Consider the following 16,766-nt stretch of genomic DNA (forward strand, 5'->3'; position numbering starts at 1 on the left):
TTTGACCCGTATAAATTAAAATCGTAAATTTTCATACATTTGTTAGGTTTTAGATTGAGTTAAATGCCTATAGCAGTTGCTATTACATTTACAATGTTTTAACTATTTGGTTATTGTTGGAACAATTTTAATCTAAAGCTTTAAACGGGTTTCGATTGCACTCGAAATCCGTTTTTCAGATTAAAACTTAAGGGGTTATTTTAAAATTTTAATCCTCCTTCCTTCTATTTTAAATTTAAACTTATCAGTGGATTCTAATATTTTTAAGGTTTCCTGCAGGTTATTGTGTTTAGAAAAAGATCCTCCGAAATAAATCCCATCAAAATCACCAACATATTCGATATCAACGTCGTACCACCTGGCCAATTTTTGCATAGCTTCTTTAATCCCTTCATTATTGAACATAAAGAACCCATTTTTCCAGGCGATATATTCTTCTACATCAACATTGCTCACCTTGAAACCTGTACCGTGGAAAACAGCCTGCTGCCCGGGTTTTAGCAAACCTGTGGCCTGTGGATTAAAGTTTTTAACGGCTACCCCACCTTCTAGCAGGGTTGTTTTAATTTCGGCATCATCTGCATAGGCACTCACATTAAAATGGGTACCCAAAACGCTTACTTCCTGCTTTGATGTTTTAAGTTTAAAAGGCTTGTTTTTATTCTTAGCTACTTCGAAATAACCTTCACCAGCAAGCTCGACCATTCTATACTTGCCTGTAAAAGTGGTAGGATATTTTAATGATGACAGTGCATTTAGCCAAACTTTGGTCCCATCGGGCAGCGTAACCTGATACTGGCCGCCAGCTGGTGTACTGATGGTGTTAAATCCTGGTTTAGCCGAGCTTGATTTATTTTCTAAAATGGTATAAAGCAATTGTCCATCAGCAGTTTTGGTAATCTGAATTCCCTCCTGCCTGGCTATTGTACCATTTAATGCCTGATCTAAATTAATTTTAGTTCCATCGGCAAGTGTTAAAAAGGCTTTATTGCCACCGGGCTTAATTAAGCTAGCTGATTTATTTATTTTTTTAAGATCGGTACGTTTACTTAAAATAAACCAACCAAATCCTAAAACGGCAATTAATGAGGCGGCAACAGCTATACGATAAAAATACCTGCCCGGTCGTTTTTTCTCTTGCTGATCTATTTGTTGATTAATCTTATTAAAAATCTTTTCGCCAACTTGATCTTCTTCATCAAACTGTTTTTCATCCGCCAAAGTATTTTCGTTCAATTGATCGTTGTACCAGGATTCTAACTTAAGGCGTTCTTCTCCACTGGCAGTACCGGCTATGTATTTTTCTGTTAAACTTGTTAATTCTGCTTTTTTCAATTGCTTGTGGTTTGGTGTATGTACCCAAAACAAAGTATATCCCCCAAAAGAAATTTTAAATTTTACATAACACACTATACAACAGCTAATTAAAATTAAACAAAGTTAAGTAACGGTAAACAATCAAATCGAAATTCGCAGGAGAGGATAGGGACTGATTTATTTATCCCAAATGCCGGCCAGTAATAAAATGGCCCAAAATAAGAATTCGCCCATATCTGTACGCAGGCGGCGTAATGCAATGGTAATCTGGTTCTCTACCGTTTTTGGTGAAAGGTTTAACCGGTCGGCAATTTCTTTAACACTAAGGTGCTCTTTTCTGCTCAGGATAAAAATTTCTTTACATTTTTGAGGCAACAGCTCAATACTCTCATCTAAACGTTGCGCGATCTCTTTTTCAGCAAAAGCATTTTCGGCATTATGCGGACTCACCAAAAGGTCGGTATCATGAAGTAAATCTGGGCGTAATTTCCCATCTCTAATGGCTTTAAATACCTGAAAACGAACGGAAGTAAACAGATAATTATTGAGATTATCGACTGAGGTATACTCCCGTTTTAACCAAAGGCTCACAAATATTTCTTGGATAATATCTTCAGCGGCCTCCCTATTGCGTAAAATATGATAGGCTGATAAATATAACTTGCTCCAATACCTGTTGTAAATTTTTTCAAACGCAGACCGATCATTGCTTTGCATATCGCTAACAAGCAAACTATCAGGCCATAGTTGTAAATTATCAGGTTTCATTAGTATAAGGAATATCTTTGCAATACTAAGCAAAAAAATAACGGCTCAATTTACTTATTTTTCGAAAAGCAGCATAAATGTTGCATTATTGAAGAGACAAAATAAGAAAATGAGGGAAGAAACAGTTCTCAGTTTACAGTTCTCAGTTTCCAATGAACTAATGACCAATGCCCAATTAACCAATGACCAATGAACTAATGACCAATGACTAATGAACCAATCAACTAATGCATCTCCCTAATCAACACCTGCATTAATTCTTTTGCAGATGCATATTTTAAGTTTACCGCATTTTGTCCCGACCAGAAATTGTACATATCTGTTTTGCCCTGTTCAATGGCAGCGGCTCTTAACGGTCCCATTAACCGGGTTTGCAGTGGAAAGGGCAACACCTCAGTTTCATAACGAATAGCACCAGATATCCGGTTAGCAATCATCCGGCCCATTCTCCCTGTTAATGATTTAGAAAGTACTGTATTTTTTGATTCTTCGGAAAAAAGTTTTGCCTTGTGCATAGGCGTTGCATTAGATTCGTCGGTTACTAAAAAGGCGGTACCGATCTGGACTGCATCTGCGCCAAGCGTTAATGCTGCACTTATACCTTTCGCATCGGCAATACCACCGGCAGCAATTATAGGTGTTTTTGTTTTCGCTTTTACCTGCTGGATCAATGCAAAAGTTCCTGTTAACGATTCATCTGCCGATTTAAGAAACGAAGGACGATGTCCGCCGGCTTCAAATCCTGTTGCTACAATGGCATCAACCTGGGCTTCTTCGAGTGCTAAAGCTTCATCTAATGTGGTTGCTGCACCCACCGTTTTAATGCCTAGCTTTCTTGCTTCGTTTAATATTTCTTTTGAAGGTATACCGAAGATAAAACTAAATACAGCAGGTTTCAGCTCGAAAATGGTTTCTACCTGTTTCAAAAATTTTGAAGGAATATTGGCATCAAGATCGGGTAATGGAATGCTCAATTCGTCAAAAAAAGGTTTGAATAATAGTTTAATTTCCTCTATTTTCTCTGATGGATAATTAAGCAAACGCTCATCTACATCTTTCACCAATAGGTTGATGTTATAAGGTTTAGCTGTTTTTGTTCTTACAATTTTATCGGTTTCGATAATTTCTTCAGGACTTAAGGTATATGCGCCGATGCTGCCCAAACCACCAGCGTTTGATACGGCTGCTAAAAGCTCAGGTGTTGAAAATCCACCGCCCATTGGGCCTAATAAAATCGGGTATTCGATTTTTAAAAGTTCGGTTATTTTAGTTCTGTTCCACATCTTAATAAATTTTTACGTTGGTTAAAAGTTTATTCACAATCACCCACCCGCTATTGGTTAGACTTAATGATAAAAGGTCGTAATAATTAAAGTCAAAAATAGGCAGATGAACTTTGGCAATTGCAATAGAATTGATAATTTCTATCGATAATATTTCCATTCGGAATGTTTCATTGAGCTCTTGCGGACTTTTGCGCTTACTTACACCTTCTAAATATTCATCAAGTGTTTTAAAATATGGAATGCCGTTTACATCACCAGCCAATATAGACTGAGGGTGAAATATTTTTCTGAGCAGTGCGGTATCTCCATTAAAAACGCCCTTAAAATAAGATGACAGTACCTCTGCTATTGCATTTGCATTTTCGCTGTAATTGTTCATGGTTTTAATTTTTAAGGTATGCCCGGGCTTAATGATTTCCCTTTGCATACCTGGTTTTTGTTTTAGTTTTTATCCTTAACCAATGTGATGACCTGCTACATGACCTCCGTCTAAATTGATGATTTCGCCTGTTACAAAATTACTTTCTGCCAGGTACAGGGCAAGTTGAGCAACATCTTCTGTTTCGCCAATACGGTTTAATAAATGTAAACCTGCAAATGCATCCGCATCACCAATGCCATTTTTGGCCTGTAACGGACTTCTAATAATCCCTGGTGCGATGCCATTTACCCTGATGTTGTTTTTGCCAAACTCTGCAGCCAATTGTTTGGTTAAGGCATGGATACCTCCTTTACTGGAAATGGGTGCTGTTGCAGGAAAACCTCCAATGGCATGATCTACCAATACAGTTCCGATGTTAATAACAGCACCACCATCTTGTTTCAACATCTGCGTGATGGCTGCCTGCGTGGTGAAAAATGTGCCTTTTAAATTGATATTCAAAAATTTATCCAGATGTGTTTCATCTACCTCTAAAAAAGGTTTTGGCTCAAAAATACCGGCATTATTTACCAACACATCTACAGCACCAAAACGCGCTACTGCAGTTTCTACCAATAGTTTACCTATGTTACTATTGCTGATATCGCCTGCTACCATCGCCAATTGATTGTGCAACCCTAATTCGTTAAAAGCAGTGATTAAATTGTTCTCATTTGCAGCGTTGATCACCACATTGTGACCCTGTTCTAAAAATAAAGCTGCAATGGCACGACCAATACCTGTTGATGCGCCTGTTATAATGACAGTTAGTGTTTTCATGTTTTTGATGCTTATTTATTGTTTGCTGTTATCCCTTTTTCGCGCAATACCGATACCTGTTCGCCTGCATATCCCCAATCATCCAGTTCGATTTCTTGAATTACTACATGGGTAAGCTTCGGATCTTTATCCAATACTTCGGTAATCAGTTTGGTTATTCCACTAATTAGGGTCTGTTTTTGTTCGCGTGTAACCCCTTCGCGGGTTACTTCTATTTTTACGTATGGCATGGCTGTTCGATTAAATAGTTAATGATGCGGTTAATTTTACATCGAGCTCAAATTCATTGTAGATTAGGTTATCGCCGAGGTTGGTGAAAAAGTTACCTGATCTGAATTTCATATTGTACCTGGTACGGTCGATAAAGATTTTACCGGAAGCTGTTAACGTATTGCCGTTAACCACAACATCTGCTGCAAAAATTACCGCATGTGTAATGCCTTTAATGGTTAAATCGCCGGTAATTACAGTATTATCTTCATTGGTTTGATCAACTGCTGTAATGACAAATGTGGCCTCAGGGAATTGATCGGTGGCAAAAAAATCGTCAGAGAATAAATGTCCGGCAAACTGTGCATTGGTTGCAGGGTCAGTAACATCCAATATTACAATAGAGGTGGTATCGATAATAAAGTTCCCGTTGCGCAGTTTACCATCGTTTAAACTTAGTGAACCCGATTTAATCGTTATGGTTCCGTTGTGTGCTCCGGTAACTTTTTTACCAGTCCAGTTGATGTTGCTTTGAGCGCTTACAATTTCAAATTTTGTAGTTTCCATTTCTTTGTTTTATCAATCGTTAGTGATTTGACAACACAAAGTAAGGGAGGAAATTTACAGGACTTAGGTGATGTAAATCACATTCTGCAAACGCTATTTTTGAGCGTTGTAAAGTCTGCTCAGGGTTTCTCTCGAAACACCCAAATAAGCAGCAATTAAATGTTTGGGTACAAGATTATACAATTGCGGGTACATGGCCAAAAGTTCTTCGTAACGGGCTTTGGTATCATTATTCATAAAAGATAACAGCCTTTTTTGTGAAGCCAGATAGCCCCTGTTTGTTCTCCAGCGGAAAAAATGTTCAGCCTGATGAATTTCGCTGCAGATTTTTTCGCGGTCATCGTTAGAAAGGCATAACACTTCTGCATCGCTAATGCAATCTACACTTATGGTTGCACGGCTATGGTTGTATAGGGCGCCATAATCTGAAGTCCACCAGGTCGGCATAGCAAACTGCAGAATATACATCTTAATTTCATCGTTGATAAAAAAAGCTTTTAAACAACCCGAGATCACAAAATATTCATGATCTACCCTATCTCCCTCACTAATGATGGCCTGCCCTTTTTTAAAAGACTGTAACATGAAATGGGAAAATAAATAATCAAACTCTTTGTCGGTTAAAGTAGCCGTTTTTAAAATATGTGCTTTTAGTGTTTCTTTAGGATCCATAGCTTGAAATAAAGGTAAGAATTAATGGGGTTAGCCGGAAGCCGGGGATTCAGGAGTCGATTAAACGATTGATATATACGCTGATTCCCCAATCGAAATGTCACCCTGAGTGATAATTTGTTGCATAAATCAAGCTAATTGACAGCGGATTTTAAGGAGATAAACGGTCTCGAAGTATCGTCATTTCGACCGTAGTGGAGAACCCGAAGGCTCTGCGAAGCAAAATCTTTTAAATTTCATTTCTATAATTTGCTTCAAAGATCTCTCCATTCCGTTGCACTCCAGTCGAGATGATGCCAATTTTTGACAATGGCAGCGCAGTCTAAGGACAAAAATATTTAGTCCGCAGTTGATTAAACAACATAAAGTTAACCGATTCCGCAATTAACTAAATAACACAGTACTTGATTTATAATTTTTTAAATGTAACTTTGTTGCATTGAAGTATTCCGTGTATACATATCGCAAAGAAATTTTTGCCCGCATATGGGCGGTATTACTATTGGCGGTATTTCTTAATGCAACACTGATAGAAAGCCTGCATCATCATGGTGCCGAAAAAACCAGTTACAGCAAACAAAGTTCTCAGGTGTATCCACTGAAACAATTGAGTTCCCCGAAGCTAAAATGTAAATTGTGCGAGGTATTGAAACACCGATCGCACTTTTTCGATCTTCCCGCTCCTATTGAATTTACACTATCTATAGTTAAACCAACAATTATACCTTGCGTTTACCTCATGAGGCATCCTGTTGCTTACATCTTATGCTGCGCCAATAAAGGCCCGCCAAGCCTAATGGCTTAATCTTCATAAAAGAAGTTTCTTTTCATAACCTTCAAATTTACTCTGTTTAACGCACATGCCTGTTTGGTATGCGCCAATATTTTATTATGCTTCAAGCCATTTCATTATCCAAAAATTATCAATCTTACCAGGCCTTAAGTCAGCTTAATTTAACCGTTAACCCTGGTGAAGTATTTTGCCTGCTGGGCCAAAACGGCGCCGGAAAAACCACTACCATCAATTTATTTTTAGGTTTTATTGAGCCAAGTAGCGGAAAAATCTTAATCGATAACGAGGAAATCGCTGTGCACGATGACGAACGGCGGAAACATCTGGCCTACATTCCCGAGGTGGTTATGCTTTACAGCACTCTTTCGGCCATCGAAAACCTCGATTACTTTTCTAAACTGGCAGGGTTTAACTATGGTACTTCAAGCTTGATCGGTTTTTTAAAGCAATGTGGTTTACAGGAAGCTGCCCACCACAAACATTTATCGGGCTTTAGTAAAGGCATGCGCCAAAAAGTAGGAATTGCAATTGCGTTAGCCAAAAATGCAAAAATCATTTTAATGGATGAACCTACCAGTGGATTAGACCCAAAAGCCACCGCAGAATTTACGCAACTGGTTAAACAATTGGCTGCCGAGGGCAAATCAATCCTGATGGCTACGCACGATATTTTTAATGCGGTAAATGTAGGTTCGCACATTGGCATTATGAAACAAGGCGAATTGATCCATACACTCAGAGCCAGCGACATCACTGCAGCCGACCTTCAGGAATTATACTTACAAACTATTTAAAACAAATCCATTTCATGCATCCAATATATAAAGGTCTTCCTATTTTCCGTACAATCTGTTTGCTATTGCTCTTCAGCACATTTAGCCTGGTCGCTTTTGCTCAACTAAAGGTGAGTGGAAAAGTGATCGATACCCAAAACCAAGCGATCCAAAAAGCCAATATTAAATTTAAGAATGGGAAAAATCAACTGAATACAAGCAGCGATTCGCTCGGTAATTTTTCGGTTGTTTTACCTCAAATGGGCAATTACACCATCACCATTAGCGCCATAGGCTACAGCACTTTTAATCGCATTTACCCCGTTAATGGTATTGGTGATTTAAAACTGGATGCGATTGTGCTGCAAAACACCAACGAAGAATTGCAGACCGTTGAAGTGGTAGGTACCAATAGCAAAAAGTACTATGGCAACTACTCTTTTTCGGCCACCAAAACAGCTACTTTGAACAAGGATATTCCACAGGCTATTTCTTCGGTTTCGAAAGAATTAATTGCCGACAGGCAGGCGGCTGTACTGGCCGATGCGGTTAAAAATGTAACCAGTGTATCACAAAGCAGCTATTACAACCAATTTTCGATCAGGGGAATTAACCAGAACGAAGAAGGTGCTATTATTAACGGCATGCGTACCCGTCAATATTATTTTAACCAGCCTTTAACCAATAACCTGGAACGGATAGAGGTAATAAAAGGTCCGGCAAGTGCTACATTTTCGAGTGTAGACCCAGGGGGAAGCATTAATCTGGTAACCAAAAAACCACTGACAGAAGACCGCAAAGAGATTAGTCTCTCGGCCGGAAGTTTCAGCACCATTAGAGGCGCTTTAGATTTTACAGGCCCTTTAAATGCTGATAAAACGCTTCTTTACCGGCTTAATGTAGGTTATGAAGACAGTAAAAGCTTCAGAGACCTGCAATACAGAAAGGGTTACCTGATTGCCCCTTCTTTTTCGTACATCCCGAACGATCGAACCAGCTTAAATGTAGAAGTGGTAATGAACAACAGCAATTCGAGGTTAGACCGTGGACAGGCGATTTTTGGCGCAATTGCTGGTAAAACAGATTTAAAAAGTACACCGATCAGTTTCAATATGGGCGCCAGTAACGACCGTTTTAACAGCCAGGATTTAATGTTGATGACCAATTTTTCGCATAGCCTTACACAGGATATTGTATTTAATGTGGCCTATATGAAGCAAAACTGGAACGAGGATCTTTTAGAACATAGAACCACCAATGCTTTTGGCGTTGACGAAAACAATCAACCGATCCCTACGTTAGCGGCTATGCGTGCCGTTCAGCGTCAGCAAAAATGGCGGACCGACAATTTAAGCACCTATTTTAGTATAAACGCCAATACTTTTAGCTTAAGCCACAAGCTGGTAATCGGGTACGATAGAATAAACACCCAGAAACTGCGGGGCGGTGGCGAAAACTCGGCTCAGGGCTACCGTTTAAAAGATGGAAGCATCGCAGCGAGGTACGACCCCACAAAAAAGGACCTCTATTTATTTAAGGCAATAAATGGTATAAATGCACCCGTGCCCAATGTAGAACACTTTAACCTCGCCAACCCGAGCTATACCATTAAAAATTTAAGCGATTACGTATTTACCAAAACAGAAATTCCGGCTGCATATAATCTGGTTAACGCAGTGTACCTGCAAGATCAGATAAAATACCATCAGCTCACTTTAACATTGGGTTTACGACAAGAGTGGTACGAAGATTACAGCAATTACAAATTGGCTACCGAAAAGAAAATTTATCAGCATAAGCTTTTGCCAAGGGCCGGAATTACCTATGCCATAAACGCAAACATTAACCTTTACGGAACCTATTTACAGGGGTACCAGCCTCAAGGCAATACCTCAACCCTGGTTATTGTTCCACCACCTGCAGGAACCAATTTTAAACCTTTAGAAAGTGATTTAAAAGAGATTGGTGCAAAATCTGAATGGTTGAATAAAAGTTTGATGGTTAACATTTCGGTATTCGAAATCAACCAGAAAAACCTGTTGATGAATGCAAACGATCCGTTGGATGTAAACCGCCTGATAGAACGCGGTGCCCAACGCAGCCGTGGTTTCGAATTCGAAGCTTCTGGCTTTATCAGATCTAACTGGCAGTTTAATGCAGGTTATAGTTATGTAGATGCCATTATTAAGGATGATTTTAATCCTGATTTAATTGGTCAAAGGGTGCAGAACACACCAAAACACAGTGCCAGCTTATGGACACGCTACAACTTTGAAACACTTAAGCTAAAGGGAATAGGTTTTGGAGCCGGTTTACAGTATAGTGGCACTAAACTTCCGTTGTACATCAGAGATTTCGTACTACCTGCTTATACCCTTTTTGATGCTGCGCTTTATTATTCGCCTGCTGGTTCTAAGGTACAACTGGCTGTAAATATGAATAACATTTTAAATAAAACCTATTGGGTTGGCGCACAAAACTATCTACGCCTTTTCCCCGGTACGCCAAGAAACGTAATGTTTAACGTAACCTATAGAATATAATGCCAAATAGAATAAGCACTATAGCCAAACAAACTTTTAAAACCGTCCTTAACAACAGGGCCACCATAGCCTTAACCCTTTTATTAGGTTTATCGCTTTGTTTGGCTACCTATGTAGGCTGGCAAAATTTTAAAACACAAAACAATCAGCGCCTGCACTATAAAGAATTGGTTAGGGCACAATGGCTGGCAAAACCTGATAAACATCCACACCGGATGGCGCACTATGGTTACCTCGCCTTTCGTGAGAAACACGAACTCAGTTTCTTCGATTTTGGGATAGAAAGTTTTGCAGGTGTATCGATCTTTTTAGAAGCGCATAAACAAAACACAGTGAATTTTAGTGAAGCAGGTTTTTCTAACGGCATGTTGCGCTTCGGCGAAATTAGTGTGGCTATGGTGCTGCAACTTATGGTACCGCTACTTATTTTCTTCTTAGGTTACAACAGCATTTCGGCTGAGCGCGAATCGGGAACATTAAAAATCCTGCTATGCCAAAATGTAAGCTGGAAACAGCTCCTCTGGGGCAAAACATTGGGCATAATTGGTGTTTGTTTGTCGATATTTATACCGCTTATGCTGCTTACCATTTTGCTATGGGCCTCGCTAAGTCATTGGCAGATTAGTGGCGATGCCAGTTTGCGCTTAATGGTATTGATTTTTAGCTATGCAATTTATTTCTTCATTGTATCTGCCATAACGGTTTTGGTTTCGGCTTTTGCGCACAGTTCTAAATCAGCCCTAACTACTTTATTGGCCTGCTGGATATTTTTTATGGTCATTATGCCCAGGATTACCCAGGCAATCGGCGTAAAAATTTATCCCTCGCCATCTAAAATAGAATTTGCAGATGCCATTGCAACCGACATCCATAAACAGGGCGATAGCCATAATCCAGATGACCCACATTATACTGCGATTAAAGACTCACTACTCAAAACTTACGGTGTTACCGATGTAAAAAAACTGCCTTTTAACTATGGTGGCTATATTATGGCAGAGGGCGAAAAAATAACGTCAAAAATTTACAGTAACCACCAAAGGGAACTGAATAAAATTTTTGAAAAGCAGAACAGCATTACAACAGTAGCAGGTTTCATGAACCCTTATCTATCCCTAAAACATATTTCGATGGCCATAACAGCCTCTGATTTTGACACCTTTGTTGATTTTCAGAACCAGGCAGAAGCTTACCGCTATCAGCTGGCACAAAAGATGAATAAACTACAGATTGATAAGATCAGCAACATTGCACCGGGAGAAGAAGAAAAACCTTTGGCCATTAGTAAGGCAAACTGGGCCGGGCAACCTGATTTTAATTATCAATTTGGTAAATTAAGTTCAGTAATAACAAATGAGTTATTGGCCCTGAGTGCTTTAACCTGTTGGTTATTGGCAACGGTTATGCTGCTACAGTACACGACCAGGTGGATTAAAACGATATAGTTATTAAGGATGAAAAAAAGTATATATAACCTCGAATTTAAACTGTTTTTTAGAAACAGCTCCTCATGGATAGGCATCTTTGTGCTGCTGATTACAGGCTTTGCCGGTTTGTATTTCGGCAAAACATTTATTGCCAACCAACAGGCCGTAATTGAAAAAGCAGCAATGCTACAAAAGAAAAACACCTTAAGCAATATCGATCATTTTGGCAAAGATATTGGCTTATTGTTTTACCACAATAAGTTTTCATTGGCTAATGCACCCAATGCCTGGGCCGCCTTTGCCAATGGGCAGCGGGATATTAACCCTTATTTAATTTCGGTAACCATGCTGGGTTTAGAAGGCCAGATTTACGATACAGATATTAATAACCCGGTAAGCCTGCTTTTGGGCAACATGGACCTGAGTTTTGTATTTATCTTTTTATTCCCCCTGGTAATTATTGCCTTTAGCTATAACTTACTTTCGGAGCAAAAAGAGAGTGGAATTTGGTCGCTTTTAAGGGCGCAGACCAATCAGTCTTTTCGGGTAATCTTGCAAAAATTTTTAGTTAGGGTAGCCGTAATTTTTTCTGTTGCTTTATTCCTATTATTTGTAGCTATTCTTTATCTGCATTTGCCTGTAGATTTCATTTTCTTTTCAATAACCACTCTCATCATCCTTTATCTGGCCTTCTGGTTTGCAGTTTCATTTTTTGTCATTTCTTTAGCAAAATCATCGAACTTTAATGCATCGGCATTGGTTGCTGTTTGGGTACTTATCTGCATTGTAATTCCAGCATCACTTAACCTTTTTCTTACCCGAAAATATCCCATGCCAGAAGCACTGCAACATGTAATTAACCAACGCGAGGGTTATCACGAAAAATGGGACATGGCCAAAGAAGTAACCATGAAACCATTTTTTGAACATTACCCGCAGCTGAAGCAATATCCCTTCCCGCAAGAGAAAACTTTTAGCTGGTTCTGGTATTATGCCATGCAACAGATGGGTGATGACCAGGCAGTGGCAAGCAGGCGCGCAATTGAGAATAAACTGGCCGCCAGACAGCGATTTACAAATACGTTTGCATTTTTCTTCCCTACCATACAAACCCAGTTAGGGATAAACAACATGGCTGGGTCGGATCTTAATACCCACCTCGATTTCCAGCAGGCGGTTAGAAAATATCACGAGCAGATCCGCTTGCATTTTTATCCAACAATTTTTCTTAATAAGGCAGTAGACAGTACAGATATTAAGGCCTATAAACTGGAAAAATATACTCCGCAGCAAAGGCCTTCAGTTTGGGTTAATTTGCTATCTATATCGATCCTCACCGTAATCTTAATTGGAACAACAGCTTTTAACTTTAAAAGGCAGGAACAATTTTAGGTTTACAGTGGTTGAAACAATATAAAAATGGTCTGTGTTTACATGGACCATTTTTTTATCATAAAAACGTTAAGCACGTTAATATTGAATAAGATAGCCCCTCAAATAAAAATTAGCCGAAATCAAAAGCAGTATGAGTTAAACCCTAAGTTGCAGCAAATAACTATTGAACCATTTACTAAAACCTATTACCCAAAAAAGAAAATCTTTACATCTGGCTGTGCCTACAGGATGGAACAGGATGGACTAACGAAATAAAAGTTCTAATCTCGTATAACCAAATATAATCAATTATTAATCGATACTTATATGAGCAAGAAAAACCACACATCAAACAATGCAATCGTTTGCACTTAATCGCCCCCTATATTGCCTTTTAAAGCCTTAAAAACGAAGCAAAGACTATTGTAGTCAAAAAAAATTAAAAACTAACTCATTTTCATTCAACAACTGCTAATTCATCCCAATAAACAATGGATTAATTGCTTAATCATATGCCCTCAAAACAGATAGCACATTCCATCTGATATGCTATTTGGCTAAATAACCAAATATTTACATAACCAATAAAACTATGGATCGTAATTTTTATCCAGAAAATCTAAAGCGACGAAAAGGCTCTTCGTACAAAAAAATCCTGTTTACGGGTATGTCGGCATTGTGCCTACTCTGTGTGGCGAATACTGCAGATGCGACCAACCGTAAAGCAACACCAAGAACTGTGGGTACAAACATTTCAACGAGCAAACGAGATGTTAACCTTAAAGGAAAAATTGTTGATGAAAAAGGTGAAACTTTAGTTGGCGTTAGCATTAAAGTGAAGGGCACTACCATTGTTGCTTCTACCGATGCCAACGGTGCTTTCTCCATTACTATCCCATCAACCGTGAGCAACCCGGTTTTGGTGGTTTCGTACATTGGATATACCACACAAGAGGTACCTGTAGATGGAAAAACAACGATCAGCATCCAATTAAAAAGTTCCACAAATGATTTAGACGAGGTTGTAGTTGTTGGTTATAATACCGTAAAGAAAAGTGATTTAACTGGATCGGTTGTAAGCGTGGGTGCAGAACAGATCAGATCGAGACCCGTACAAAATGCATTACAAGCCATACAAGGCAAGGCAGCTGGGGTTGATGTTACTTCAAACGAGCGCCCAGGTCAGATCGGCTCCATTTTAATCAGAGGCGTACGATCTATAAACGCCAGCAATTCACCACTTTACGTGGTAGACGGTATTCCATTTGCCGCAGGCGGTATCGAAGCTATCAATCCTAACGATATTGAAACCATCGACATTTTAAAAGATGCATCGGCAACTGCAATATATGGATCCAAAGGAGCAAATGGTGTTGTTCTGGTTACCACTAAAAAAGGTAAAGCCGGCAGATTAACTTTAGATTATGTGGGTACAGCAACTATCGAAACCATCCAGGATAGAACACAGATGATGAATGCTGCCGAATACATAGAATTCCGTCGCGATGCTTACCGTCGTGTAGGTTATTTAAACCCTGCAGCACAGGCAAGCACTACTTATCCTGTTATACCAACACAAGCAGATGATAACCGTATATTTCCTAACGATAGTTATGTAACGGCAAATATTGCGCAAGGCTGGCAAAATGGAGTTTACAATGGCAGTTTAGTGCCCACAACAAACTGGACTGATTTGGTTACACGTACTGGTGTTACACAAGACCATGTATTAAGCGCCAGTGGCGGTACGGACAAATTAAAAGCCTACGCCTCATTTGGCTACTTAAACCAGATTGGTACAGAACTAGGCCAGGATTATAACCGTTATACTTCTAAGGTAAGTGTAGAATTGAATCCGGTAAAGTGGTTTAAATTCGGGGCTAACATTACCGCATCTTATGGCTTGCAGAACTATGGATTTTCAACAGGTAATGCAACAGGGCCGAGCAGTTTATATGGCGCAGCACTTGGCATGCTGCCTGTTGCTGTACCTTTTGATGTAAACGGTAACAGGATCAATTTACCAGGTGCCGACATCAATATCCAAAATCCAGTGGGTGAAGATCAATACAATATCAATTTACGTAAAGTGTTAAGAACAATCGGCTCTTTTTATGCTGAAGTAAGCCTTTTAAAAGGATTAAAGTACCGTATTAACTTCGGCCCTGATTTTTACAACAACTACAACGGAAGGTATCAGGATGCAAAATCAATCAATCGCGGTGCGGGCGAATCAGGTTCTACCAACTACGCTCAGCTTAACCAAAACAACAGATTTGCCTATACGTTAGATCACTTGGTTTACTACGATAAAACTGTAAAAAAACACAACTTTGGCGTAACTTTATTGCAAAGTTCATCGCTCTTTAAAGAAGAGAGTTCATCAATGACGGGAACTAAAATTCCTTTAAGTAACCCACTTTGGTATGGCTTAGGCGGGGCAAATATTCCGAGCCTGGATGCTTTCAGTACCGATTTGAGTAAAAATACCCTTGTATCCTACATGGCCAGGGTAAACTACAGTTTTAATAGCAAATACCTGTTAACTGCATCTGCCCGTTGGGATGGTGCATCGCAATTAGCTGAAGGCAACAAATGGGACTTTTTCCCTTCTACTGCTATTGCATGGCGTATAGATCAGGAAGATTTTATGAAAAACATCAAATGGGTTGATCAACTGAAACTTCGATTAGGTGTGGGTAGTGTAGGTAATTCGGCCATTTCTTATGGAACAACTTTAGGTAAATTACAGCCCTTAACTTATACTTATGGTGGTTCGGTACAAACCGGATATGTAGCCTCTGATGCATCACTAGCCAGCCCTCCTACCTTACCAAACAAAGCGCTTGGGTGGGAGCATACCTTACAATATAACCTTGGTCTTGATTTTAGCTTAGTTAAAGGAAGAGTTGGCGGTTCCATAGACTTATATAAATCTAAAACCACTGACCTGTTATTACAAAAAGATATTTCTTCGATAAATGGTTATACTTCATCTTTTGATAACATTGGAGAAACCCATAATAAAGGTATCGACATTACCCTGAACACTGTGAACTTAAAAAACAAAGATTTTAACTGGTCTACAACATTAAGTTTCTCGGCAAGCAAAGATAAAGTGGTTAAACTGGCCAACGGCGATGTGATTGGTAGTTTATTGTTCATCGGTCAAAGGGTTAGAGTAGCCTACGATTTTGTAAAAGATGGCATCTGGCAAAATACACCTGAAGACTTAGCTGAAATGGCAAAGTTTAATGCTAACCTGCCAGCAGCAAGCGCTTTTAAACCAGGCAGTATTCGGGTTAGGGACTTAAATAACGATTATAAAATTGATGCCAATAACGATAGAATGATAAGAGGAAGTTACACTCCAAGCTGGACCAGCGGGATGACCAATACCTTTACTTACAAAAACTTCGACCTTTCTATTTTTATTATCGCAAGATATAATTTCTTAATTGCCACAGGTGCGGAATCGCTTCAGGGTCGTTTTGCCCAACGCTTAGTTGATTATTGGACACCAACCAACCCAACAAATGATTATCCTGCACCAAATTATGGAAGTGCAGCCGGCGACCCCTACAGAAGTTCTATGAACTACCAGGACGGATCTTTCGTAAAAATCAGAAATATCTCTCTGGGTTATTATTTCCCAGAAAAAATTGCTAAAAAATTAGCCTTATCTAAATTAAGGGTGTATGCACAGGCCATTAATCCGGGTTTAATTTACTCTAATGTTGGCTGGGTTGATCCTGATTCGGGCATCTCATCCAACAATACCGTTACCTCAACTTTTAACAGAGGTGTAGTATTTGGTGTTAATGTTAGTCTGTAA

The 16,766-nt window shown here is 39.2% G+C and carries 13 protein-coding genes; 5 read left to right on the forward strand and 8 right to left on the reverse strand.

Going from position 1 to position 16,766, the window contains the following annotated elements; translation table 11 throughout:
- Positions 1 to 195: 195 nt before the first annotated feature.
- The 8 genes from AC1RJ8_RS21455 to AC1RJ8_RS21490 all read right to left on the reverse strand — a co-directional run bounded on the left by AC1RJ8_RS21455 (position 196) and on the right by AC1RJ8_RS21490 (position 6,021).
- The gene (locus AC1RJ8_RS21455) at positions 196 to 1,335 is read right to left on the reverse strand and encodes a FecR family protein (protein ID WP_492955584.1); all 1,140 of its coding nucleotides are present in this window, start codon (positions 1,333 to 1,335) and stop codon (positions 196 to 198) included.
- A 159-nt stretch (positions 1,336 to 1,494) separates the two neighbouring features.
- Entirely contained in the window at positions 1,495 to 2,085 is a 591-nt protein-coding gene (locus AC1RJ8_RS21460) for an RNA polymerase sigma factor (RefSeq protein ID WP_492955585.1), read from the reverse strand.
- A 224-nt stretch (positions 2,086 to 2,309) separates the two neighbouring features.
- On the reverse strand, positions 2,310 to 3,368 hold the full coding sequence (locus AC1RJ8_RS21465; protein ID WP_492955586.1) for an NAD(P)H-dependent flavin oxidoreductase: 1,059 nt from the start codon (positions 3,366 to 3,368) through the stop codon (positions 2,310 to 2,312).
- A gap of 1 nt (position 3,369) precedes the next feature.
- Complete coding sequence (locus tag AC1RJ8_RS21470) at positions 3,370 to 3,798, reverse strand: nuclear transport factor 2 family protein (protein WP_492955587.1); 429 nt, start codon at positions 3,796 to 3,798, stop codon at positions 3,370 to 3,372.
- A gap of 27 nt (positions 3,799 to 3,825) precedes the next feature.
- The gene (locus AC1RJ8_RS21475) at positions 3,826 to 4,572 is read right to left on the reverse strand and encodes an SDR family NAD(P)-dependent oxidoreductase (protein WP_492955588.1); all 747 of its coding nucleotides are present in this window, start codon (positions 4,570 to 4,572) and stop codon (positions 3,826 to 3,828) included.
- Between the two features lie 11 nt (positions 4,573 to 4,583).
- Positions 4,584 to 4,802, reverse strand: coding sequence for a tautomerase family protein (locus tag AC1RJ8_RS21480; protein WP_131531439.1), 219 nt, complete (start codon positions 4,800 to 4,802; stop codon positions 4,584 to 4,586).
- 10 nt (positions 4,803 to 4,812) lie between these two features.
- Complete coding sequence (locus AC1RJ8_RS21485; RefSeq protein WP_492955589.1) at positions 4,813 to 5,349, reverse strand: YceI family protein; 537 nt, start codon at positions 5,347 to 5,349, stop codon at positions 4,813 to 4,815.
- A gap of 93 nt (positions 5,350 to 5,442) precedes the next feature.
- Positions 5,443 to 6,021, reverse strand: coding sequence for a Crp/Fnr family transcriptional regulator (locus tag AC1RJ8_RS21490; RefSeq protein ID WP_492955590.1), 579 nt, complete (start codon positions 6,019 to 6,021; stop codon positions 5,443 to 5,445).
- A gap of 891 nt (positions 6,022 to 6,912) precedes the next feature.
- Here AC1RJ8_RS21490 and AC1RJ8_RS21495 point away from each other — a divergent pair.
- The 5 genes from AC1RJ8_RS21495 (at position 6,913) to AC1RJ8_RS21515 (ending at position 16,766) form a co-directional block, all read left to right on the forward strand.
- A complete protein-coding gene (locus tag AC1RJ8_RS21495; protein WP_492955591.1) occupies positions 6,913 to 7,608 on the forward strand; it encodes an ABC transporter ATP-binding protein in 696 nt (231 codons plus the stop codon).
- Positions 7,609 to 7,622: 14 nt separating this feature from the next.
- Positions 7,623 to 10,130: a TonB-dependent siderophore receptor gene (locus AC1RJ8_RS21500; RefSeq protein WP_492955592.1), complete on the forward strand. Its 2,508-nt coding sequence runs from the start codon at positions 7,623 to 7,625 to the stop codon at positions 10,128 to 10,130.
- Complete coding sequence (locus tag AC1RJ8_RS21505; RefSeq protein ID WP_492955593.1) at positions 10,130 to 11,575, forward strand: ABC transporter permease; 1,446 nt, start codon at positions 10,130 to 10,132, stop codon at positions 11,573 to 11,575. Before AC1RJ8_RS21500 ends, AC1RJ8_RS21505 begins: the two co-directional genes overlap by 1 nt.
- 9 nt (positions 11,576 to 11,584) lie before the next feature.
- Entirely contained in the window at positions 11,585 to 12,949 is a 1,365-nt protein-coding gene (locus AC1RJ8_RS21510; protein WP_492955594.1) for an ABC transporter permease, read from the forward strand.
- Between the two features lie 574 nt (positions 12,950 to 13,523).
- The gene (locus tag AC1RJ8_RS21515; RefSeq protein ID WP_492955595.1) at positions 13,524 to 16,766 is read left to right on the forward strand and encodes a SusC/RagA family TonB-linked outer membrane protein; all 3,243 of its coding nucleotides are present in this window, start codon (positions 13,524 to 13,526) and stop codon (positions 16,764 to 16,766) included.

Source organism: Pedobacter sp. GW822-FHT03F06 (assembly GCF_058801365.1).